The 21,180-nt window shown below is 31.9% G+C and carries 25 protein-coding genes; 8 read left to right on the forward strand and 17 right to left on the reverse strand.

Going from position 1 to position 21,180, the window contains the following annotated elements; all coding sequences use genetic code 11:
* Nucleotides 1–13 precede the first annotated feature (13 nt).
* The 5 genes from WN975_RS21580 to WN975_RS21600 all read left to right on the forward strand — a co-directional run bounded on the left by WN975_RS21580 (nucleotide 14) and on the right by WN975_RS21600 (nucleotide 5,302).
* On the forward strand, nucleotides 14–1,885 hold the full coding sequence (locus WN975_RS21580; protein ID WP_337968288.1) for a peptide MFS transporter: 1,872 nt from the start codon (nucleotides 14–16) through the stop codon (nucleotides 1,883–1,885).
* A gap of 1 nt (nucleotide 1,886) precedes the next feature.
* Entirely contained in the window at nucleotides 1,887–3,371 is a 1,485-nt protein-coding gene (locus tag WN975_RS21585; protein ID WP_337968289.1) for a peptide MFS transporter, read from the forward strand.
* A gap of 52 nt (nucleotides 3,372–3,423) precedes the next feature.
* Complete coding sequence (locus WN975_RS21590) at nucleotides 3,424–3,891, forward strand: thioredoxin family protein (RefSeq protein WP_337968290.1); 468 nt, start codon at nucleotides 3,424–3,426, stop codon at nucleotides 3,889–3,891.
* Nucleotides 3,892–4,115: 224 nt separating this feature from the next.
* Nucleotides 4,116–4,568, forward strand: a complete 453-nt coding sequence (locus tag WN975_RS21595) for a hypothetical protein (RefSeq protein WP_099710527.1) — start codon at nucleotides 4,116–4,118, stop codon at nucleotides 4,566–4,568.
* 278 nt (nucleotides 4,569–4,846) lie between these two features.
* Nucleotides 4,847–5,302, forward strand: a complete 456-nt coding sequence (locus WN975_RS21600; protein WP_337968291.1) for a thioredoxin family protein — start codon at nucleotides 4,847–4,849, stop codon at nucleotides 5,300–5,302.
* 10 nt (nucleotides 5,303–5,312) lie between these two features.
* Here the strand turns inward: WN975_RS21600 and WN975_RS21605 are convergent, their stop codons facing one another.
* The 5 genes from WN975_RS21605 to surE all read right to left on the reverse strand — a co-directional run bounded on the left by WN975_RS21605 (nucleotide 5,313) and on the right by surE (nucleotide 10,123).
* A complete protein-coding gene (locus tag WN975_RS21605; RefSeq protein ID WP_337968292.1) occupies nucleotides 5,313–7,337 on the reverse strand; it encodes a ComEC/Rec2 family competence protein in 2,025 nt (674 codons plus the stop codon).
* Nucleotides 7,338–7,393: 56 nt separating this feature from the next.
* Nucleotides 7,394–7,879 carry a C40 family peptidase gene (locus WN975_RS21610; protein WP_337968293.1) on the reverse strand — a complete coding sequence of 162 codons (486 nt, stop codon included), beginning with the start codon at nucleotides 7,877–7,879 and terminating at the stop codon, nucleotides 7,394–7,396.
* Between the two features lie 12 nt (nucleotides 7,880–7,891).
* On the reverse strand, nucleotides 7,892–9,010 hold the full coding sequence (gene lpxB / locus WN975_RS21615; RefSeq protein WP_337968294.1) for a lipid-A-disaccharide synthase: 1,119 nt from the start codon (nucleotides 9,008–9,010) through the stop codon (nucleotides 7,892–7,894).
* Nucleotides 9,011–9,078: 68 nt separating this feature from the next.
* A complete protein-coding gene (locus WN975_RS21620; RefSeq protein ID WP_337968295.1) occupies nucleotides 9,079–9,351 on the reverse strand; it encodes a hypothetical protein in 273 nt (90 codons plus the stop codon).
* Nucleotides 9,344–10,123 (reverse strand): 5'/3'-nucleotidase SurE, encoded by a 780-nt coding sequence (gene surE, locus WN975_RS21625; RefSeq protein ID WP_337968296.1) that lies wholly within the window; start codon nucleotides 10,121–10,123, stop codon nucleotides 9,344–9,346. Before surE ends, WN975_RS21620 begins: the two co-directional genes overlap by 8 nt.
* Before the next feature lie 203 nt (nucleotides 10,124–10,326).
* On the opposite strand from surE, the gene WN975_RS21630 reads away from it, so the two are divergent.
* Both WN975_RS21630 and WN975_RS21635 read left to right on the forward strand, forming a co-directional pair.
* On the forward strand, nucleotides 10,327–12,510 hold the full coding sequence (locus WN975_RS21630) for a carboxy terminal-processing peptidase (protein WP_337968297.1): 2,184 nt from the start codon (nucleotides 10,327–10,329) through the stop codon (nucleotides 12,508–12,510).
* A gap of 147 nt (nucleotides 12,511–12,657) precedes the next feature.
* Nucleotides 12,658–13,440, forward strand: a complete 783-nt coding sequence (locus tag WN975_RS21635; protein ID WP_337968298.1) for a DNA/RNA non-specific endonuclease — start codon at nucleotides 12,658–12,660, stop codon at nucleotides 13,438–13,440.
* A gap of 214 nt (nucleotides 13,441–13,654) precedes the next feature.
* Here WN975_RS21635 and WN975_RS21640 read toward each other — a convergent pair whose 3' ends face one another.
* Complete coding sequence (locus WN975_RS21640; protein ID WP_337968299.1) at nucleotides 13,655–15,190, reverse strand: MFS transporter; 1,536 nt, start codon at nucleotides 15,188–15,190, stop codon at nucleotides 13,655–13,657.
* A gap of 83 nt (nucleotides 15,191–15,273) precedes the next feature.
* On the opposite strand from WN975_RS21640, the gene WN975_RS21645 reads away from it, so the two are divergent.
* Nucleotides 15,274–16,113 carry an AraC family transcriptional regulator gene (locus tag WN975_RS21645; RefSeq protein WP_337968300.1) on the forward strand — a complete coding sequence of 280 codons (840 nt, stop codon included), beginning with the start codon at nucleotides 15,274–15,276 and terminating at the stop codon, nucleotides 16,111–16,113.
* 72 nt (nucleotides 16,114–16,185) lie between these two features.
* Here the strand turns inward: WN975_RS21645 and rpe are convergent, their stop codons facing one another.
* From rpe to WN975_RS21700, 11 genes are all read right to left on the reverse strand, one after another.
* The gene (gene rpe, locus WN975_RS21650; RefSeq protein ID WP_337968301.1) at nucleotides 16,186–16,848 is read right to left on the reverse strand and encodes a ribulose-phosphate 3-epimerase; all 663 of its coding nucleotides are present in this window, start codon (nucleotides 16,846–16,848) and stop codon (nucleotides 16,186–16,188) included.
* Between the two features lie 473 nt (nucleotides 16,849–17,321).
* Nucleotides 17,322–18,185, reverse strand: a complete 864-nt coding sequence (locus WN975_RS21655; RefSeq protein ID WP_007804760.1) for a sigma-70 family RNA polymerase sigma factor — start codon at nucleotides 18,183–18,185, stop codon at nucleotides 17,322–17,324.
* A 156-nt stretch (nucleotides 18,186–18,341) separates the two neighbouring features.
* Entirely contained in the window at nucleotides 18,342–18,593 is a 252-nt protein-coding gene (locus tag WN975_RS21660) for a hypothetical protein (RefSeq protein ID WP_337968302.1), read from the reverse strand.
* Between the two features lie 202 nt (nucleotides 18,594–18,795).
* Nucleotides 18,796–19,542: a response regulator transcription factor gene (locus WN975_RS21665; protein WP_337968303.1), complete on the reverse strand. Its 747-nt coding sequence runs from the start codon at nucleotides 19,540–19,542 to the stop codon at nucleotides 18,796–18,798.
* 265 nt (nucleotides 19,543–19,807) lie between these two features.
* On the reverse strand, nucleotides 19,808–19,951 hold the full coding sequence (locus WN975_RS21670; protein WP_337968304.1) for a hypothetical protein: 144 nt from the start codon (nucleotides 19,949–19,951) through the stop codon (nucleotides 19,808–19,810).
* 25 nt (nucleotides 19,952–19,976) lie between these two features.
* Nucleotides 19,977–20,111: a hypothetical protein gene (locus WN975_RS21675; RefSeq protein ID WP_337968305.1), complete on the reverse strand. Its 135-nt coding sequence runs from the start codon at nucleotides 20,109–20,111 to the stop codon at nucleotides 19,977–19,979.
* A gap of 123 nt (nucleotides 20,112–20,234) precedes the next feature.
* The gene (locus WN975_RS21680) at nucleotides 20,235–20,381 is read right to left on the reverse strand and encodes a hypothetical protein (protein WP_337968306.1); all 147 of its coding nucleotides are present in this window, start codon (nucleotides 20,379–20,381) and stop codon (nucleotides 20,235–20,237) included.
* A gap of 44 nt (nucleotides 20,382–20,425) precedes the next feature.
* Entirely contained in the window at nucleotides 20,426–20,566 is a 141-nt protein-coding gene (locus WN975_RS21685; protein WP_337968307.1) for a hypothetical protein, read from the reverse strand.
* A gap of 43 nt (nucleotides 20,567–20,609) precedes the next feature.
* The gene (locus WN975_RS21690) at nucleotides 20,610–20,753 is read right to left on the reverse strand and encodes a bacteriocin (RefSeq protein ID WP_337968308.1); all 144 of its coding nucleotides are present in this window, start codon (nucleotides 20,751–20,753) and stop codon (nucleotides 20,610–20,612) included.
* Between the two features lie 44 nt (nucleotides 20,754–20,797).
* On the reverse strand, nucleotides 20,798–20,938 hold the full coding sequence (locus tag WN975_RS21695) for a bacteriocin (protein ID WP_337968309.1): 141 nt from the start codon (nucleotides 20,936–20,938) through the stop codon (nucleotides 20,798–20,800).
* 39 nt (nucleotides 20,939–20,977) lie between these two features.
* On the reverse strand, nucleotides 20,978–21,091 hold the full coding sequence (locus WN975_RS21700) for a bacteriocin (RefSeq protein ID WP_337968310.1): 114 nt from the start codon (nucleotides 21,089–21,091) through the stop codon (nucleotides 20,978–20,980).
* Nucleotides 21,092–21,180 lie beyond the last annotated feature (89 nt).

Raw genomic sequence — 21,180 nt, forward strand, 5'->3', positions numbered from 1 at the left:
AATAATGAATAATATGGGAGAAACTCAAGTAAAAACTGCGCATCCAAAAGGACTTTGGGTATTATTTGGAACGGAGATGTGGGAGCGATTCAATTTCTATGGAATGCGAGCTTTATTGACATTATTTCTTGTGAACTCATTATTGATGAAAGAAGAAGAAGCTTCTCTTATTTATGGAGGTTTTCTTGGACTTTGTTATTTAACACCAATGTTAGGTGGTTTTGTAGCCGATCGTTTTTTAGGTAACAGAAATTGTATTCTTTTAGGTGGATTATTAATGGCGATTGGTCAAATGTTGTTGTTTACCAGCGGAACTGTATTTGATGCTAATTTAGGTTTGGCTAAAACTATTATGTATTGCGGTTTAGGAGTTATCGTTTTTGGTAACGGATTCTTTAAACCAAATATTTCTAGTATGGTTGGGAGTTTGTATCCAAAACAAGAAAAAACAAAATTAGATACTGCTTTTACGATCTTTTATATGGGAATTAATATTGGCGCTTTTTTAGGTCAATCTATTTGTCCACTTTTAGGAGATGTTGTTGATAGAGGTGGTGTTAGAGATATTCATGCTTTTAAATGGGGATTCCTAGCTGCTTCGATAGCAATGCTTTTGGGAACTATTCTTTTTTATGTTTTAAAAAATAAATATGTAGTGTCTCCGGAAGGAAGGCCATTAGGAGGTTTGCCATCTAAAAATATTGCTTCTGATTTTGAAGAAGGAGAAGCTCAACAAGCTAATTTCTCTACTCAAGCTTTGATAGGTGCCGGGATTGCGTTTGTAGCTTTAGGATTCTTTTTTCATTACGTTGTAGGTCAGAATTTAATTTACACTCTAATTTATTCAAGCGGATTAGCTTTAGCAGGATTGATTATTTCTGATTCTTCGCTGACTAAAGTTGAAAGAGATAGAATTATTGTAATCTATATTGTTTCGTTCTTTATTATTTTCTTTTGGGCTGCATTTGAGCAGGCTGGTTCTTCTTTGACTTTTATTGCAAATAATCAAACAGATAGAAACTTTTTTGGAATTTGGAATATGCCGCCATCAATGGTTCAAATTTTTAATGGATTATTTGTTGTTGTTTTGGCTGTTCCTTTTAGTGTGTTATGGGATTCTTTAAGAGCGAAAAGTAAAGAGCCAATATCTCCTGTAAAATTAGCCATAGGTTTGGTTTTGATTACAGTAAGTTTCTTTATGATTGCTACTCAGGTTTCTTATATCGGAACTTCTGGATTGTTAATGGTGAAATGGCTTATTTTATTATATTTCTTAAACACTTGTGCTGAGTTGTGTTTGTCACCAATTGGTTTGTCACTTGTTGGTAAGTTGTCGCCAAAACGTTTTGCTTCTTTGTTGTTTGGAGTGTTCTTTTTATCAAATGCTTCAGGTTATGCTTTGGGTGGAACTTTAGGGTCAATTTTGCCTCCAACAGGAGATAAATATAAAGCAGCAGAAAAAGTAAATATAGATTTAGCATCAATTTTAGAAAATAAAACTGTTGCAAATGGAGTAGAATTATTTGCTTTAGCAAAATTACAAATTGCTAAAATTGATAAAGATAAAGCTAAAGAGTTAGGTTTAGATGTAGAAAAGAAAATTGAAACTATTGCTGAAATTAAAAGCCAAAAAGAATTGGCGGCTAAGACTAATGTGAAATATGAAAATACTTTTACAGCAAAAGACACAACATTTACAGCAAAAGAATTTGATTTAATTAAAGAAAAAAATGTAGTGACGGTTTCTTATCCGGAATTTGCAGGATTTATAATCCATAACTTATACGAATTCTTTATGGTTTTTGTTGTTCTTACAGGTCTTGCGGCAATTATATTATTTGCTTTGACTCCATTCTTGAAAAAAATGATGCACGGAGTACGATAACATGGAAAACAAAATCACATTAGAAGAAATTCAAAATTTTAAAGGCACTTATCCAAAACAATTGTGGTATTTGTTTTTTGTTGAAATGTGGGAACGTTTTTGCTTCTACGGAATGCGTGGCGTACTTACTTTTTTTATGGTAGATCAGCTTTTATTAAAAGATGAACATGCCAATTTGCAATACGGAGCTATTCAGGCTTTTGTTTATGCTTTTACTTTTATCGGTGGTATTTTTGCTGATAAAGTATTGGGCTTTAAAAAATCATTGTTTTTTGGAGGAATTGTAATGATTCTTGGAAATCTTTTGATTGCTTTTTCGCCTCAGACAATGTTTTACTACGGTATTGCTTTCTCGATTATTGGCACAGGTTTTTTTAAGCCAAATGTTTCTTCAATGGTTGGAGAATTATATCATGAAGATGATGGTAGAAGAGATGCTGGTTACGGAATGTTTTATGCCGGAATAAATGTTGGAGGACTTCTTGGAGGTGCTTTGTGTATTTATTTAGGAAAATACTATTCTTGGCAATTGTGTTTTTTATCAGCAGCTGTAGTAATGTTTTTAGGATTAGTTACCTTTTTGTTTACTAAAAAATATTTAGGTCCAATTGGAGATTCTCCGTTATTGGATTTAGCGCCAAGTAAAAGGAGAATGCGTGAAATCGCTGTCTATGCGATCTCAATATTAAGTTTGCCATTTATTTTTATAATGGTAAAAAATACAGATTACACAGATTATTTCATGTACACTATTGGAATAGTTGCAGTTTTGTATTTTACTTATGAATTGATAAAATTGGGCGATGTAAAGATGCAGAAAAAGCTTTTTGCAGCCTTTTTGTTCGTATTCTTTTATTTGTTGTTTAATGCAATTTATGAGCAAAGTGGTGGTTCGTTATCGCTTTTTGCAAAAGATAATCTAAGTAATAAATTACTTGGTTTTACTATTGATCCCAATGTTGTAAACAATAGTTCGAATACATTTTTTGTAGTGGCTTTAAGTCCGCTAATTGGTTTATTGTGGATTTGGCTAGGGAAAAGAAGAATTGAACCAAACACCTTGATTAAATTCGGAATTGGATTCTTATTTTTGGGAGCTTCATTCTATATCTTTTATCTAACAAAGTTTTTTGCAAATTCAGAAGGTATTGCGTCTTTAAACGTGTTTACTTTTGCTTATTTGGTAACAACAATTGGAGAACTTTGTTTAGGTCCAATCGGAATGTCTATTATCACGAAATTGTCTCCAAAAAGATTATTCGGAATGATGATGGGGTTATGGTTCCTGGCGAGTGCTTTTGGGCAATTATTTGCTGGAAAATTAGGTGCCGAAATATCAAGATCAAATACAGGAGATACGTTGCTTTCTAAGCTTCAGTCTTATACAGAAGGATATTATCAATTGGCAATTTATTCGCTTGTAGCAGGAGTTGTTTTAATTGCGATTTCGCCAATTATTAGAAAATTAATGCAAGAAGTAAAGTAGACGACATTTAGTGACTCTTTTTTTGCTTAAATTTGCAGAAAATAATAAGGATATGAAAAAAATAATACTAGTAACATTGTTTTTTGTTGGTGCATTTGCAACGCAAGCGCAAGAACTAAAATGGTATACAGATGTAAAGGAAGCAATTACTGTAAGTAATAAAGCGCAAAAGCCAATGCTTATGTTTTTTACAGGAAGTGATTGGTGTGGATGGTGTATTCGTTTGCAGAACGAAGTTTTGAAAACTCCTGAGTTTAAAAAATGGGCTGCAGATAATGTTGTCTTAGTTGAGTTAGATTATCCTAGAGCTGTGCCTCAGACTCCGGAACTTAAAAACCAAAATAATGAATTGCAACAAGCTTTTGGGATTCAGGGTTTTCCAACGGTGTATTTTACAAGTGCAGAATCAAAGGATGGAAAAGTCAATTTTAAAGGTTTAGGTAAAACCGGTTATGTTGCAGGTGGTCCATCTGCTTGGTTGACAGTTGCAGAAGAAATTGTGCATCCGAAAAAATCTTAATTAAAGTAAATTCTATTTTAATAATATGAAAACTCCTTACAGATTTGTAAGGAGTTTTTTTTGTTTAGTAAGAAAAAGTATTCACTATTTTGATTGGTTTTATGGTTTTGTTATTTTATTATAATTAAAAAAACATATAATGTATTTTTTGTATTAATAAAAATTGGAAAATTAAAATAATATGTTAATTTCGTCATGCTATACTAACCAAAACCAATTATACTATGACCAAAAAATTACTTATCCTACTGTTTTTTTTAGGTTCATTTTTTCTGCATTCGCAAAATTTAGTTTGGAGAACAAACATGACAGATGCTATTGCAATAAGTAATGAACAGAGAAAGCCAATGCTAATTTTATTCACTGCCTCAGGTGTACCGGAAAATCTTCAAAACGAAATCTTTAAAACTCCTGATTTTGCCGTTTGGTCACGTGACAATGTGATTTTGGTAAAACTTGATTTATCTGATTCTACAACTGCAGATGGAGACAGAGAACAAAATCTTAAATTAAAAAGCGCTTTTGGTGTCGAAGATTTACCAGAAGTTTGTTTTGCAAGCGCTTCTATTCGAAAAAACAAAACAACTTTTAGCGCCTTAGGGAAACTTGCGTATAAACCCGGTGGAGCTAAAGCCTGGATCGCGGAATCAAATGCAATTCTGCATCCAAGCGAGTAAAATAAAATTTAAATTAAGTTTCTTAGTTTAATTTGTAGAATCCCCTTTCAACTGCGGTATGAAAGGGGATGTTTTTTTGGGAAACGAGTACGTGATATCGGTGGTTTTGATTTTTTTTCGGGGTTAAATTTTCATTTTGTTTAAAATTTAACGTTTAAATAGTATATTTCATTATAATGTAACTTTTTCCAAGTATTTCTACGGGAAGTGTTTGTTAAATGGTCGTTTTTGTGTTAATTTGGGTTTTATAACCCCCCAATGAAAAACCAAATACTATTATGACCCGAAAACTACTTACACTACTATTTTTTTTAGGTTCATTTTTACTGCATTCTCAAAATTTAGTTTGGAATACTGATTTGAGTGATGCTTTTATAATGAGTGATGCGCAAAAGAAACCATTGTTAATATTCTTTACTGCGGCTACTGCTGGACAAAAAGTACAGAACGAGGTTTTTAACACACCAGACTTTGCAGTATGGTCCCGTGATAATGTTGTCTTATTAAAACTTGATTTGTCTGATACTACAATTACTGATGCAGAAAAAGAGAAAAATTTGATGATGAAAAATGCTTTAGGTATTGAAGAAATTCCTCAGGTTTGTATTGTGATGATCACAATCAAGAAAAATAAACCCACAATTAGTAAGATGGGAGTTCTGGCCTATAAAATGGGCGGAGCGAAGAAATGGATTTCTGATTCAAATTCAATTTTGCATCCAAGCAGCGAATAAGATAAAATTTTTAGTTTAACTTATAATATCCCTTTTCACTTGTTGCGTGAAAAGGGATATTTTTTTTGATGCAAGTTAATTTCCAATTCTTAACGATCGAATTAGAATTTGAAGCATCTGCAATTATTACCTTCGGGCGTAAATCCTTCAAAAGCCTATCTAAGTTTAATTTTGGAGATTGAGTAAGAAGTAATATGTCCGGCTGAATTTTGTTCTCGTAAATTCCTGTGCTGTCTAAAACCAGTATTTTTTTTCCGTTAAAGAATAATGTATTCTTAATTTTATGGGTGCTTTTTAAAACGCCAAAATTCCCGACTAAATAAGAGGTTGAAACATTGTTTTTGGCAAGAGTATCGCTTGTGATAAAGTTTATATTTTTTCCAATCCTTTCAGATATTAAAGTGTTTTTCTTGGTATGATAAACGATTAATTCCTGCTGACTTTCGGTTTCTTTTTTAGTATATATAAAAGAAATCTGAACAATAACTATACTAAGTAAAAGTGAAATCGTTTTATTGAAATTTGGCTTAGCCATCCAAATTGTGCCTGTAATTATCAATAGGTAAATAGTCACCAGATAATAAAAATTGAAACTTATATCCCGAATCACAAACGATTCAAATGTTGCAACAAAGTGAATCATTAGATTTAGAAGATAAATGCTCTTTTCGAAAATAACCACAAAAATGACTGGTGGACTATAAAAAACGGCAATGATCATAACTATAATTCCGGCAATCATTATAAATGATAGTACAGGAAGAATGATAATATTGGTTACAAAAAATAATCCTGGAAATTGATGAAAATAATACAAGCAAACTGGTAAAGTGCCTATTTGTGCAGCGAAAGAAACTGTCAAAGCATTCCATATGTAAATTGTTATTTTGTGTTTTGGAGTCCACAGATTTTTTAAAATTGGTTGTAGCCAAAGAATGAAAAACAGGGCTAAATAACTTAATTGAAAACCGACATCAAACAGAAAATAAGGTTCAAATAATAGTATCAATAAAATAGAAACTAATAAAGTATGGTAGATGTTTCCGCTTCTGCGCAAATGGTTTCCTATCGCAAGAAAGGAAAACATGACAACTGAGCGTAAAACGGGCGGAGATAAACCTGAAATTATAGCGAAAATTGCCAATGATACTAAAATGGAAATCAATTTTATAAAAGAACCTTTTCGATTGTTCGGAATTGGTTTTAGAATAAAATTTATAAACAGCATTATGAATCCAACGTGTAATCCAGAAACGGATAATACATGCGTTGTGCCAGAATATTGGTAATCTTTTATTATCTCTGATGAAATCTCTTGCTGTTGCCCTAAAATCAAAGCAAGTGCAACGTTCATTTCGTCTTTGCTGAAATGCGCTTTTTCAAGATTTTTTATTATTCTGGAATGCAAACGACCGGAATAATACCAAATGTCCTTTTTTATATTTTTATCAATTGCGATTTCAGATTTTCGGCAATAAATCTGTCCGTAGATTTGTTTGTTTTCTAAATACTTGGCATAATCGAATTGATTAGGATTTTTGCTTGAAGTATTTCCTTGTAGAATTGTTTTTACCCGAATTGTATTTCCTAAAATAACATTGTTTTTTGTACTGTCTTTTTGAATGTTTACAATTATTCTGCCTGTATTAGTTTTGTTTTCAATTTGGTTTATAATGCCAATATAACGATCATTAAAGTCGTTGCTTTTTAGTTTTTCACGTAAAGTGAAAGTTATAAACTGGGGTTTTTCAAATGCTGTTTTAGCATGTATGTAATTCGATTCCTGATAAGAATCTGTTTGTAATTGCAGCGTAATCAAACCAATGAAAAAAGAAACTATAGAAGTAATTATTCCAAAAAGAATATTGAGTTTTTTGTTTTTAGCAATAAAGAAATACAGAATGAAGAATATTGTGGCGATTGAAATAAGTATTATTCCTGCCGTTGTTATCGAAGGTTTTGCGTAGTAAGAAACAATAATGCCAAGAATAAAGCTAATTGTAATTTTAGCCAAAGGAAAATCTAATACTTTCATGGTTTAAAAGTATTAAAATTTTGTAAGAAAAAGAATATATTTTTATATATTTCAAATTATTCGATTACTCTGTTAATTTGAGCAAAAGAATTTCCGTAATATGCCTCTTTTGTAGACGAAATTATTACTCCTTTGGATGTTGAGGAATGTACAAATTTTATTTCGCTCGAATTTACTTCAACAATAAGTCCAACATGATTAATTTGTTTGCTTTTGTTTGTTTTAAAGAAGATTAAATCGCCTTTTCGAGCATCATCAAATTTGATTATTGTACCTATTTTAGATTGCTCAAAAGAGCTTCTTGGTAGTTTTATATTTTCAGATTCAAATGTAGTATATACCAATCCGGAACAATCGAATCCGCTTTTTGTGGTTCCTCCGGCTTTATATCGAACACCAATATTATCAGTCGCTTTATCGATTAATTTATTAACGGTATATCTATTTTCTTTTTTCGATTCATTTTTGCTTACAGCATTTGATGTCGATTTACAAGAAGTAAAAGCAATCGCCAGAAGAAGGAAAATGAGTATTTTTTTCAAATCAAAAAGGTTTTATGCCTGTTTTAAATCAGCTACAATAAGTTTTGCCGTTTTTTTACTTGCACCAACTCCGCCTAATTTTTGCTCCAGAATATCATAATTCTTTAGTAGTTTTTCGCGATATTGAGGTTCAAGTAATTTATATAACTCTTCTTTAATGCGTTTAGTATTGCAATCACTTTGAATTAATTCGGTTACAACTTCCTGATCCATTATTAAATTGACAAGCGAGATGTATTTTAGCGTAATAATGCGTTTTGCAATTTGGTACGAAATCGAACTTCCTTTATAACAAACTACTTCCGGAACTTTAAAAAGTGCCGTTTCAAGAGTTGCAGTTCCTGAAGTTACCAAAGCCGCTGTTGACGAACGAAGTAAATCATAGGTTTTATTCGAAACAAATGCGATGTTTTTGTTTTTTATAAATTGCTGATAAAATTCATAATCCTGACTTGGGGCGCCGGCAATCACAAACTCATAATCCTGAAAATCATCGACAACACTTAGCATAACGCTCAGCATTTTTGTAATTTCTTGTTGGCGGCTTCCTGGCAAAACCGCAATAATTGGTTTGTCTCCCAATTTATGTTCTTCTCTAAAAGTCTTTTCGTCAAATGCAGGCTGATTTTGAATGGCATCAATTAATGGATGTCCAACAAAATCTACCGGAAAATGATGTTTGTCTTCATAAAAACTTTTCTCAAAAGGTAAAATCACAAACATCTTGTCGACATCTTGTTTTATCGCTTTAATTCGGTTTTCTTTCCAAGCCCAAATTTGAGGAGAAATATAATAATGTGTTTTATAATTTAACTCTTTGGCCCATTTTGCAATACGCATATTAAAGCCCGGATAATCGATGAAAATCAAAACATCAGGTTTGAATTCCGAGATGTCTTTTTTGCAAATCTTTATATTATTTAAGATGGTTTTCAAATTGAAAATAACTTCAACAAATCCCATAAAGGCCAATTCACGATAGTGTTTTACTAATGTTCCGCCAGCTTTTTGCATTAAATCTCCACCCCAGAATCTAATTTCTGCTTGAGGATCTTCTTCATACAATGCCTTCATTAAATTTGAACCGTGTAAATCTCCAGAGGCTTCGCCAGCTATTATGTAATACTTCATATAGATTTCTTTGAAAGTGTTTTTCGATTTTTAAACACAATATTTTTTTTGCAGTGCAAAGATAAGATTTAAATAAATAAGGTAGAAATTGCTAAAACAATCACTGCCAGAACCACGCCTCTTGCCATAAGTTCTTTGTTTCTTTTTAGAAGAATTAAAAAAACAGCAAGATCTAAAATAGTTCCCAGCGTAATTACTTTTCCCAGATAACCTTGTTTTCTTATGGTTTCAAGTCCTGTTGAAACATCAAAAGTGGTAAAAAAGGTGATAAATAAATAACTTCCAAGAATTGAAGTAAAAATACCGATCATAAATCCGATAAGAAGGTCTGCTTTATTCATTTAAATTCCAAGTATTAAGTTGTTGTATAGAGTGATGTGCCGTTAAGTCAAATTGTACCGGAACTACAGAAATGTATCCATTTTCTAAAGCCCATTCGTCAGTATCTTCACCTTTATCTTCGTTGGTGAATTTTCCGGTTAACCAATAATAATCTTTCCCGAAAGGAGTTTGTCGTTTGTCAAATTTCTGCGCATAATAAGCTTTCGCCTGACGACAAATTTTAATTCCTTTAATTTCGTTTTCTTTTAATTTAGGGAAATTGACATTTAAAACGACACCTGCAGGTAATTTATTGGCTAAAGTTTCTAAAGTAATTTTTTTTACGAATGATTTTATTTGCTCAAAATCGGCATTCCAGTCAAAGTCTAATAATGAAAATCCAATTGCCTGAATTCCTTCAATTCCTGCTTCAACAGCGGCGCTCATAGTTCCTGAATAAATTACATTTATAGAAGAGTTTGAACCGTGATTGATTCCGGAAACACACAGATCCGGTTTGCGTTTTAAGATTTCATTTACGGCCAGTTTGACGCAATCTACAGGAGTTCCTGAGCAGCTATATTCGGTTATAATGTCATCTTCTTTTGAGATTTTGTCCAAAAACAAAGTATTATTAATGGTTATGGCATGTCCCATTGCACTTTGAGGTTTGTCCGGAGCTACGACGACAACTTCGCCAATAGTTTCCATAACGCTTATTAACGCTCTGATTCCGGGAGCCAAAATACCATCATCGTTGGTAACTAATATTAGAGGTTTTTCGCTTTTCATTTACGAATTATGGTTTTAAATGTAGGATTTTAAAACAAATGTAGTGACAGATTTTGGTTGAATAGTCACAAATAAAGTAAAATTTGTCAACTAATTTAAAGAAGATTTTAGCGCGTCAAACATTTTTATATCTTTAACAAAAAATTATAGTGAGCTTGGCTTTGTTGGCACAGTTTTTACCGTAACTTAGATTAAAAAATTTGATGAATGCTATTATTCAATTTATGAAAAGAAATTATAAAATACTTATAGCTGTATTATGCTTGTCATTAACCTTATTTGCTTTTAAGATTAATGCAGATAAAACGATAGACCCGGACCCAAATAGAGATAAAACGCTTTTAGAATTGCTTGCTTTTGTTATTGAAAAAGGACATTACAGCCCTGCAGAAATAAATGATGAGTTTTCTAAAGGAATTTTTAAAGATTATATCGAAGCGCTGGATCCTTCAAAGAGATTCTTTCTTCAGTCTGATATTGACGAATTCAAACAATATGAATTGCAGTTAGACGATCAGTTCTTGAATAAAGATTTGACGTTCTTCAATCTCACTTATACAAGATTGATGAAACGTATGGAAGAAAGCAAAAAACGTTATAAGACTATTTTAGCGCAACCTTTCAACTATACTGTTGATGAGAGTTTTAATGCCGATTATGAGCATATTCCGTATGCAAAAAATCTAACTGAAATCAACGAAAGATGGAGAAAACAAATCAAATTGTCGACACTTTCTTCGCTTGTTGCTAAACAAAAATTAGAAGAGGATAAAAAGAAAAAAGATCCTGCTTACAAAGAAAAATCTTTTGATACATTAGAGAAAGAAACTCGTGATAGTTCTTTAAAATCACTAGACGATAACTTTGGTGTAATTAAAGATTTGAACAAAGAAGATTGGTTTTCTGTATATGTAAACTCAATCATGACACGTTTTGACCCGCACACAAGCTATTTTGCACCTGAAGAAAAAGATCGTTTTGATGTTAATATCAGTGGAAAACTAGAAGGAATTGGGGCAAGATTAGTGAAGAAAAATGACTTTACTCAAATTGATGAATTGATCTCTGGAGGTCCTGCATGGAAAGGTAAAGAATTGGAAGCTGGAGATTTAATTTTGAAAGTAGCACAAGGAAACGAAGAGCCAGTTGATGTAGTTGGAATGCGTTTGGACGATGTTGTGAAAAAAATTAAAGGTCACAAAGGAACTGAAGTTAAACTTACAGTTAAAAAAGTTGACGGAACAATCAAAGTAATTTCAATTACAAGAGACGTTGTTGAAATCGAAGAAACTTATGCTAAATCTAGTATTGTAGAAAGAAATGGATTGAAATATGGTGTAATTTATTTACCTAAATTCTACATTGATTTTGAAAATAAAGATGGTCGTGATGCCGGAAAAGATATTGCTCTTGAAGTAGAAAGACTGAAAAAAGAAGACATCAACGGTATCGTACTTGATGTACGTGATGATGGTGGTGGATCTTTGTCTACAGTTGTTGATATTGCAGGTTTATTTATCGAAGAAGGACCAATTGTTCAGGTGAAATCTGCAGGTAAAAAGAAAGAAGTTTTATACGATAAAGATAAAAAAATCGAGTGGGACGGACCATTAGTAATTATGGTTAACAGTTTCTCGGCTTCTGCATCAGAGATTTTGGCTGCTGCAATTCAGGATTATAAACGTGGAGTTATAATTGGTAGTAAACAAACTTATGGTAAAGGAACAGTGCAAAATGTACTTGATTTGAACCAATTTGTTCGTAATGCAAATTATGGAGATTTAGGAGCTTTGAAAATTACAGGGCAAAAATTCTACAGAATCAACGGAGGTTCAACTCAGTTAGAAGGTGTTCATAGTGATGTTGTTATGCCAGATCGTTATGCTTACTTAAAAATGGGTGAGCGTGATATTGACAATGCAATGCCTTGGGATAAAATTGATCCTGCTGATTACAGCACTTGGACTTCAAACGAGAATTTTGCTAAAGCAATTGATAATAGTAAAAACAGAATCGCTCAAAATGCACAATTCAAATTGATTGAAGATAATGCAAAATGGATCGATGTTAAGAATAAAGAGAATACTTATAGCTTGAATATTACTAGCTTTAAAGCTACTCAGGAACAAGTTGAAAATGAAGGTAAAAAATACAAACCTATTTCAGATTATAAAAATAGCTTGACTTTTAAATCTTTGCCTTACGAAGAGCTTGAAATGAAAAATGACGCTACATTAAAAGAAAAGAGAGATGCTTGGCACCAGGCTTTATCTAAAGACGTTTATGTGGAAGAGGCTTTGAATGTACTAGATGATTTACAGTCTAAAGGTTATGTAAAAAACACTGTTTCTCCTAAAATGAAAAAGGATAAATTGGTAAAATCTTAGATCTTTATAGAACTAATTTGTTATTAAAACGCTCCAAAAAGCTTAATTTTTGGAGCGTTTTTTTGTAAGTTTATATAGTATAAGAAGTAATTTGTAATCTGTTAGAAGTCCTTACTAAGTGTTGAATATTGAAAAAAAGATTGTTGTATGAAGAATTGTATTGTTTTAGGTTTGATTGGTTTTTTGTTTTTGTCTTGTAAAAATGAAATCAAGGAAAAAGAAAATTTAGCACAAGAACAGGAATCTGGTTTTGTCTCGGATCAAAATAATACAGGTTCGGGATTTTCTGTTTCATATTTGCCTACATCTACAACAAAGCAAATTGTTAAGCATAAATATTATACACTTTCTTATAATGAAAAATATGAGCAAGCCGAATGGGTTGCTTACGAATTAAAGAAAGAATATCTGAAAAACGGGAATTATAAACGTCCGTATTTTATTGAAGATCCAAGTGTGACAACAGGTTCTGCGGATTGGAGAAACTACAAAAAATCAGGTTATGATAAAGGACATCTTTGCCCTGCAGGCGATATGGAATTTGATCAAAGCGCTTATAATGATACTTTTTATACGTCTAATATTTCGCCTCAAAAGCATGATTTCAATAGCGGAATCTGGAATAGATTAGAGCAAAAGACACGTTATTGGGCAGAGAAATACAGTGATATTTATGTTGTAACGGGTGGAATTCTGAAAGATTCGGATAAAACAATAGGGACCGAAAATGTTGCCGTCCCTAAATATTTTTATAAAATTATTCTAACTAAATCTGGTAAAGAACACAAAGCAATTGCTTTTTTGGTTCCGAATGAAGATAGCAATAAATCACTTTATGATTTTGTAGTTCCTATTGAGACTCTTGAAAAAATGACAGGAATTGATTTCTTTCCAAATTTGAAAAACTTGAAAAGCAGTAAGGATTTTTAAGTTGCTAAAAACAGGTTTATAAATGCTAATCAAAAGTTGAGATGTGCCTTTAGGCACTAAATATTGGTAGAAAACAGGAATATGAATAAATTTAGCGTGCCGTAGGTACGCAATAGTTAGCATTCTGTTGCGTACCTACGGCACGCCAGCACATTACAAACTTAGTTTTTACCAATATTTAGTGCCTAAAGGCACAAATTGTAAACTTTCAACCTTATAACTTATTTTTCTTTTTTCTTGGATTAAATAATATAAAACTCAAAAGAGCTAATATCCAAGCGCCAATTCCTCCGTAAAGCAATATTATTTCAAAACCATGAGCAAGAGCTTTATGCAAGATTGAACTTGACGAATCTAATAGGCTTAATTCTGGAAAGTCTCTATTAAGTGATGAAAAGTTTCCTGCAGCTATTTTTTCTGAAATAGAATGTAATGTTTTTGAATCTATTGATTTGGAAAAAGCGGTATCTAAGTATGAAAAAATCCCTTCGACTAATAGATATCCCATCAAAGCAATATTGATAGATAAAGTAATTAATCTCGCACTCATGTCTATTCCGGAAGCCATTCCTGAACGATTGGAAGAAACTGATCCTGTGGTTGTATTGGTTACTGGTGTATTGGTTAATCCTAATCCAATTCCTGCGAGTAAAGAGCCCGGAAGCATTGTTAACCAACTGGCATGTTCTGCAATACTGCCATATCTCATAACAATAAAACCTAATCCGATTACAAACAAACCTAACGGAATTACAATTCCTGAGCGATATTTAACGGTGAGATATTCGGCAAAAGGTGGAATTATTAAAGTTGGAAGTGTGTAAGCGAGCAAAGACAAACCAACAGTTACCACATCGTATCCTAAATAACTTTGAAAATAAATGGGTAAATAAATTATAAAAGGCCAAAAGCTAAAATTCATACCAATTGACCCAAGAATTGCCCCAGAAAAATTCCGAATTTTGAATACCGAAAAGTCAAACATTGGATAAGGATTTGTTTTTTCGACGCGTAAAAATATTATAAAACTTATAATTGTTGCGATTATAATACCCAAAGCAATGGGACTGCTAAAACCAAGATCCGGACCTTGTGTAATGTAATAAGTTAGTCCGAATACGGATAAAGACAAGGTAATCATACCCCAAATATCTATTTTTTTAGCATCAGAATCTTTAGATTCGTCTACGTAAAAGTGAACGAGAATAATAGCCAAAAAGGCGAGAGGAACATGAATTAAAAATACCCATTTCCAAGATAAAATCGCTATGATTGATCCGCCTATTATTGGACCAAAACCTAATCCAATACCAAGAATAATTCCCCAAATACCAAATGCTTTGCTACGTTCTTTTCCTTTCTGAAATTGATGTGATAAAGTGGCTATTTGGCAAATTAACATTGCTCCGCCACTTATTCCCTGAAAGAAACGACTGATTATCAATAAAACTATATTTTCGGCTAAACCACAAACTAATGAAGAAATGCCAAATAAAGTTAAGGTGATTATAAGAATACGTTTTCTGCCATATCGATCTGCAAGTGTTCCGGCAGCCATCAAAACTGTAGTGCAACCTATCGTATAGATGTTCATAATCCATTGCATGTCTTTGAGATTGGCATTTAGTAATTTTTCGAGTGTTGGAAGTATAACCGGTACACTTGAAATTTCGAGAGAGAACATTAATGTAGCCAGACAAATTGCAATTAAGACAATTGTGTTTTTGTACGAGTAAAAATTTTGCTTCATTTTTTAAATTATTTTTAGCAAAAATAAACTGAATTACATCTATTTATCGGTACAATTAAATGATAAAGAAGTACTTTTACAAGATGAGAAAAGAGAACATGCATCAATCCGTTGAAGTGATTTATAAAAAAGTCGAAGATTGTTCGATGGTAAATTCACAGCTTAGTTTTTTTCAAATGGTTTATGTTATTTCAGGCACAGGGTTTTTACGTATAAATGGAAATTCGATATTGTATCAAACAGGAAATCTAATGTTGCTTACGCCAAATGATTATCACACATTTGATATTTCGACGCCAACAGAGTTCTTATTGGTTAAGCTTAATACGGAATATGTAAAGGAATATCGCTCAAAAAGTATCGATCATATTGAATGTCTGCTGCATTATGCCTCGCATTTATCAGGTTGTATTTTGAAACGAAAAGCAGACGAATTTCTGGTGAGATCAATCGCCGAATCATTAATATATGCGATTGATAATAAGGATATTTATGATGAAGATTTAATTAGTCATTATGTAAATGCGCTAATAGTAATTGCTGCGCGAAATATTGCAGTAATAAAACCATCAGGCGTTAAGGTAAGTGCTGATAAGAGAATTCTGGAAATTATCAATTATATACAAGGGAATATTTTATTTCCTCAAAAATTAAAAGCTTCGGCTATTGCAGAGAAATTTGATATATCAGAGACTTATATCGGGAGTTATTTTAAGAATCATTGTGGAGAAACGATTCAGTCTTTTGTTTCCAATTATAAAATACGACTGATAGAACATCGCTTAAGTTTTAGTGATATGAGAATTAATGAAATTGTAGCCGAATTTGGTTTTTCGGACGAAAGTCACCTTAATAAATTTTTCAAGAAACATAGAAATATTAGCTTGACCGGATATAGAAAAGCTAAGGTTTTACCGAATTGATTTTTTACAGATTAATTATAAAAAAAGCCGAAGATTTCTCTTCGGCTTCTGTTTTTGTACGTTTTTTGAAACTTAAAAATTAGTCAAATTTTTTAGATCGACTATTGTTTGAGTTGGGTTTTCGGCTTTAAATACAAAACTTCCGGCAACTAAAACATCAGCTCCGGCTTCTACTAATTGTTTTGCATTTTTGCTTGTTACACCGCCGTCAATTTCAATTAATGTTGAAGCATTTTTGCGTGTAATTAAAGCTTTTAACTTTTGAATTTTAGCATAAGTATTTTCGATGAAAGATTGTCCTCCAAAACCTGGATTCACGCTCATAATGCAAACTAAGTCAATATCGTTAATTACATCTTCTAATAAATCAATATTAGTGTGTGGATTTATCGCAACTCCAGCTTTCATTCCTTCGGCTTTAATTGCCTGAAGTGTTCTGTGAAGATGTGTACAAGCTTCATAATGCACTGTTAATCCGTTAGCGCCTAAATCAGCGAAAGTTTTAATGTATCTGTCCGGATCAATAATCATTAAATGTACATCAATATATTTTTTTGCATGTTTAGAAATTGCTTCTAAAACTGGCATTCCAAAAGAAATATTCGGAACAAAAACTCCGTCCATAATATCGATATGAAACCAATCAGCCTGACTGTTGTTGATCATTTCGATATCACGTTGTAAATTGGCAAAATCAGCCGCAAGAACAGAAGGAGCAATAAGTGTATTTTTCATTGTGTAGTTGTGTGTGTTGTTTTTTTACAAAGATAAATTTTTTATGCTGTATAGTGAAATTTAACCGCAAAGCTCGTAAGGTATTTTAAGTGAAAGCTTCTATGTAATGAGATTTTACCGCAAAGTCCGCAAAGATTTTACGCAAAGCTGGCAAAGTTTTTATGCTGAATTTTTGATGAGTTTATGAAGTTCACAAAGCTTTGTGTAAAGTTTGATTAACATATAGCTTTGCGAACTTTGTGTTTTTACAAGATTCTAAAAGGTAAAAAAACCTTTGCGAACTTTGCGGTAAAAAAATAAAAATAAAAAACTCCGGTAATCAGCCGGAGTTTCAATCATCAATCAAAAAACGAACAGTCAATCAAACTGTTGTTTGCTTTAAAGTCCAATATAAGCACTTTCGCAATAAATTCCAAATTCCAATAAAATAATTGAAATTTGGAATTTAAAATATTGGATTTATATTTTTAATATTAACCTAAATAGGTTTTAAGAATTTTACTTCTAGAAGTGTGTTTTAATCTACGGATTGCTTTTTCTTTAATCTGACGAACACGCTCACGAGTTAGGTCGAAAGTTTCTCCAATTTCTTCTAAAGTCATTGGGTGTTGATCGCCAAGACCAAAATATAAACGAACAACATCTGCCTCTCTAGGAGTTAATGTTTCTAAAGAACGTTCGATTTCAGTACGCAATGATTCGTGAATTAACTCTCTGTCCGGGTTTGGAGATTCTCCAGAACGTAAAACGTCATAAAGGTTAGAATCTTCACCTTCAACAAGTGGAGCATCCATAGATAAGTGACGACCAGAGTTTTTCATAGACTCTTTTACGTCATTTACAGTCATATCAAGTTCTTTTGCAATTTCTTCAGCAGAAGGTGGACGCTCGTTAGATTGCTCTAATAAAGCGTACATTTTGTTGATTTTATTGATAGAACCAATTTTGTTTAATGGTAAACGAACAATACGAGATTGTTCTGCCAAAGCCTGAAGAATCGATTGACGAATCCACCATACGGCATAAGAGATGAATTTGAAACCACGAGTTTCATCAAAACGTTGAGCCGCTTTAATTAAACCTAAGTTTCCTTCATTAATTAAATCTGGAAGAGTTAATCCTTGATTTTGATATTGTTTAGCAACCGATACAACGAAACGTAGGTTGGCTTTTGTTAATTTTTCTAAAGCTCTTTGATCACCAGCCTTTATTCTTTGTGCTAATTCTACCTCTTCATCAGCGGTAATTAGGTCAACTTTTCCAATTTCTTGTAGGTATTTGTCTAACGATGCAGTTTCACGATTGGTTACCTGCTTGGTGATTTTAAGTTGTCTCATGTTTTTTGTCTCCTCAATTTTTAAGTGTACAAATAGTTATACGTAAGAGGATACAAAAAAGTTACAACTATGTGTAAAATATTTTTTAAAATGAAAAACACTCCGTCTTAAAAGTTTAATTAGGAGTGTTTTATCGAAGTGGAGCAAACTTATTTTTTATTCTGAAAAGTCATCAGATGTATCTAAAATTTCGTCAAATATCTTTTTAAGTGATCTTATATAGATAGGAAATGAGATTACTAATAATATATATTCTCTTCTAAGAACCGTAATATCATCCAGAATTTCATATAAACAAGGAATTATTACGGCTAATGAAGCAATAACTCCAACCCATGGATTATTAATTATTTTTTTCATGATTGATAAAGGCCTCATATCAGGTTGGTTAATTAATGCAATTCTCATTGTTAGTAGGTTTTTTGTTGTTTACGAATGTAAAAGTAATTTTGATTTTGCCTTTATAGCTGAGAAATGTCATGAAAGCTAATTTTCTTGTCATAAAAGCATTCAGGAAGATTGTAAATCAATAAATTGGCCACTAAAAACGACAAATCCCCTTTGTTTCAAAGAGGATTTGTCGTTTTTTATATTTTAAGTAAAGAGCTTTTTAGGATAAAATATTCATCTTTTTTATAAAGTCTTTATAAGTATCGCTTAGGTTTATTTTGTGGTTTCCTTTTAGGATAACAAGATTGTCAGCGAGAATAATTTCTTCGATTTTGTCTGTATTGACAATAGTGTTTCGGTGCGTTTTTATGAATTTATTCTTGTCTAATAAATTACTGATTTTGGTAAGCGAGATCTGAATGACAAATTTTTCTTTTTCGGTAATAATATTGCAATATCGTTCTTCGACTTCGATATATAGAATGTCACTTATGGCAACTTTTTTTAGTGAGTTTTTCTTCTTTATAAATAAATAATCATTGCTGATCACCGTGTCTTGTTCTTCGCTTAAAAACACATTTGTTTGTTCGTAGAACTTTTCTACAGCCATTTCTATCGCATACAGAATTTCTAACTCATTAAAAGGTTTCATCAGGAAGCTGAAAGGTTTTGTGAGTTTTGCACGTTCAAAAATCTGGCGATCATGCGAACTGGTCAAAAAGACAAAAGGTTTTGAAGCATTCGGAATAATATTTATAGATTCAGCAAACGTAATTCCGTCTGGTTTTCCGTCAAGAAACACATCGATGATGATGATATCAACGGTGTTTTCGTAAAAAAGCTTTATAGCATCAGTAAAACTTGTGGCAACTCCGGCAATGGTATAATTGTTTTCAAGCAATACTTTGGTAAGCGCATCGCTTTGTTCTGGAGTATCTTCTATTATTAAAACATTGATATTATCCATTATTTATTGTTTTTGGGAAAGCAAGTATTGTTAATAAGGTTTTTGGTGGAGTAAAGTAAAGAATTATTATAGAAAAAAGGATTATTTAAAGTGTATTTTTTGAAGAGCTTTATTAAAACAAAAGATGTTATTGTGATTTATAGAATACAATAAAACAGAAACCCAATCTTTTTTAATTAAAAAAGATTGGGTTTTTATTTTAAAACAATGCCTATGAATAAAAAGAATCTAAAATTTTAAATTTAATAGACTAATTGCATTTGAATTAAACTGCTGCACTTGTCTTTGTGCCTCTAGATGTTTTTGGATCATCTCCTCCTGAAATAGTTTGTAATTGTTTTCTAGAAAGAGAAGTGAAGTTTTTTAAGTTCGATGTTTTCTCTGTGTTTGTGGTTGGTTTATTTTTCATAGACTTTTTGTTTTAGATAACAATCTTAATTGCCAACTTGTGTCGTAGTTCCTCTGGAAGTTTCCGGTCCGCCAATAATAGTTTCAAGCTGGCTTTTAGAAAGAGGTTTTAGGTTTTTTAATTTTACAATGCTTTTATTTTCTGTAGCTTTATTTTTCATAGTAAATTAATTATAGTAAACGAGTGATAAAATATGTTTTATGGACGTGTAGGCTTGGTTTCAGTTCCTCTAGAAGTTTTTGGTCCACCAACAATAGTTTAAAGTTGGCTTTTAGAAAAAGATTTAAGGCTTTGTAGGCTTTGTTTCAGTTCCTCTTGAAGTTTCTGGTCCGCCAATAATAGTTTCAAGCTGCCTTTTAGAAAGGGGTTTAAGTGTTTTTTGTCTTGTTGTTTTTTCTAAGCTTGTGGTTTTTACTTCCTTGTTTTTCATAATTAGTTTATGATTTTTTGATTAATAATAAAGTGGTAATAAACTTAAGGAAGTTCAGTTCTAGTTCCTCTTGAAGTTTCTGGTCCACCGATAATAACTTCTAGTTCATTTTTAGGAATAGGTTTTAAGTTTTTAAACTTCGCAGTTTTCTTCGGGTCTGTTATTTTTATTTCTTGTTTTTTCATATTTTTTTTAAAATTAAATGATTGAATAAGGATTTAGTTTGTATTATTCACCTACTCCAGTTCTAGTTCCTCTAGTTGTTTCCGGCCCGCCAACAATAGTTTCAAGTTGATTTTTTGAAAGAGGTTTAAGACTTTTTATTTTTATCGTTTTTTCTAAGCTTGTGGTTTTTACTTCGTTGTTTTTCATAATTAGTTTATAATTTTTTGATTAATAATAAAGTGGTAATAAACTTAAGGAATCTCCGTTCTAGTTCCTCTGGAAGTTTCTGGTCCACCAATAATAGCTTCTAGTTCATTTTTAGGAATAGGTTTAAGGTTTTTTAATCTTGTATTTTTTTCTGTATTAACGTTTTTGGTTGTGTTGTTTTTCATAATAGCTTATTTAAATTAATCTTTGGTTGTAAAATTTGATTAGTGACCTACTCCAGTTTCAGTACCTCTTGAAGTTTCTGGTCCGCCAACAATAGTTTCGAGTTGATTTTTAGAAAGATTTTTAAGGTTTTTTAGTTTTGAAGCTTTTTCCAAGTTTGTAGTTTTTGCATTCTGGTTTTTAATAATTATATAGTTTTAATTTTATAAACATATATTGGCTATTAACATCTCGATTTACAGGA

The sequence above is a fragment of the uncultured Flavobacterium sp. genome, assembly GCF_951805225.1.
Lineage (GTDB): Bacteria > Bacteroidota > Bacteroidia > Flavobacteriales > Flavobacteriaceae > Flavobacterium.

Bases quoted from the DNA above. Each gene is read 5' to 3' on its own strand.
- WN975_RS21580 (WP_337968288.1), top strand. From the start codon at position 14: ATGGGAGAAACTCAAGTAAAAACTGCGCATCCAAAAGGACTTTGGGTA.
- WN975_RS21585 (WP_337968289.1), top strand. From the start codon at position 1,887: ATGGAAAACAAAATCACATTAGAAGAAATTCAAAATTTTAAAGGCACT.
- WN975_RS21590 (WP_337968290.1), top strand. From the start codon at position 3,424: ATGAAAAAAATAATACTAGTAACATTGTTTTTTGTTGGTGCATTTGCA.
- WN975_RS21595 (WP_099710527.1), top strand. From the start codon at position 4,116: ATGACCAAAAAATTACTTATCCTACTGTTTTTTTTAGGTTCATTTTTT.
- WN975_RS21600 (WP_337968291.1), top strand. From the start codon at position 4,847: ATGACCCGAAAACTACTTACACTACTATTTTTTTTAGGTTCATTTTTA.
- WN975_RS21605 (WP_337968292.1), bottom strand. From the start codon at position 7,337: ATGAAAGTATTAGATTTTCCTTTGGCTAAAATTACAATTAGCTTTATT.
- lpxB (WP_337968294.1), bottom strand. From the start codon at position 9,010: ATGAAGTATTACATAATAGCTGGCGAAGCCTCTGGAGATTTACACGGT.
- WN975_RS21620 (WP_337968295.1), bottom strand. From the start codon at position 9,351: ATGAATAAAGCAGACCTTCTTATCGGATTTATGATCGGTATTTTTACT.
- surE (WP_337968296.1), bottom strand. From the start codon at position 10,123: ATGAAAAGCGAAAAACCTCTAATATTAGTTACCAACGATGATGGTATT.
- WN975_RS21630 (WP_337968297.1), top strand. From the start codon at position 10,327: ATGAATGCTATTATTCAATTTATGAAAAGAAATTATAAAATACTTATA.
- WN975_RS21635 (WP_337968298.1), top strand. From the start codon at position 12,658: ATGAAGAATTGTATTGTTTTAGGTTTGATTGGTTTTTTGTTTTTGTCT.
- WN975_RS21640 (WP_337968299.1), bottom strand. From the start codon at position 15,190: ATGAAGCAAAATTTTTACTCGTACAAAAACACAATTGTCTTAATTGCA.
- WN975_RS21645 (WP_337968300.1), top strand. From the start codon at position 15,274: ATGAGAAAAGAGAACATGCATCAATCCGTTGAAGTGATTTATAAAAAA.
- rpe (WP_337968301.1), bottom strand. From the start codon at position 16,848: ATGAAAAATACACTTATTGCTCCTTCTGTTCTTGCGGCTGATTTTGCC.
- WN975_RS21655 (WP_007804760.1), bottom strand. From the start codon at position 18,185: ATGAGACAACTTAAAATCACCAAGCAGGTAACCAATCGTGAAACTGCA.
- WN975_RS21660 (WP_337968302.1), bottom strand. From the start codon at position 18,593: ATGAGAATTGCATTAATTAACCAACCTGATATGAGGCCTTTATCAATC.
- WN975_RS21665 (WP_337968303.1), bottom strand. From the start codon at position 19,542: ATGGATAATATCAATGTTTTAATAATAGAAGATACTCCAGAACAAAGC.
- WN975_RS21670 (WP_337968304.1), bottom strand. From the start codon at position 19,951: ATGAAAAATAAACCAACCACAAACACAGAGAAAACATCGAACTTAAAA.
- WN975_RS21675 (WP_337968305.1), bottom strand. From the start codon at position 20,111: ATGAAAAATAAAGCTACAGAAAATAAAAGCATTGTAAAATTAAAAAAC.
- WN975_RS21680 (WP_337968306.1), bottom strand. From the start codon at position 20,381: ATGAAAAACAAGGAAGTAAAAACCACAAGCTTAGAAAAAACAACAAGA.
- WN975_RS21685 (WP_337968307.1), bottom strand. From the start codon at position 20,566: ATGAAAAAACAAGAAATAAAAATAACAGACCCGAAGAAAACTGCGAAG.
- WN975_RS21690 (WP_337968308.1), bottom strand. From the start codon at position 20,753: ATGAAAAACAACGAAGTAAAAACCACAAGCTTAGAAAAAACGATAAAA.
- WN975_RS21695 (WP_337968309.1), bottom strand. From the start codon at position 20,938: ATGAAAAACAACACAACCAAAAACGTTAATACAGAAAAAAATACAAGA.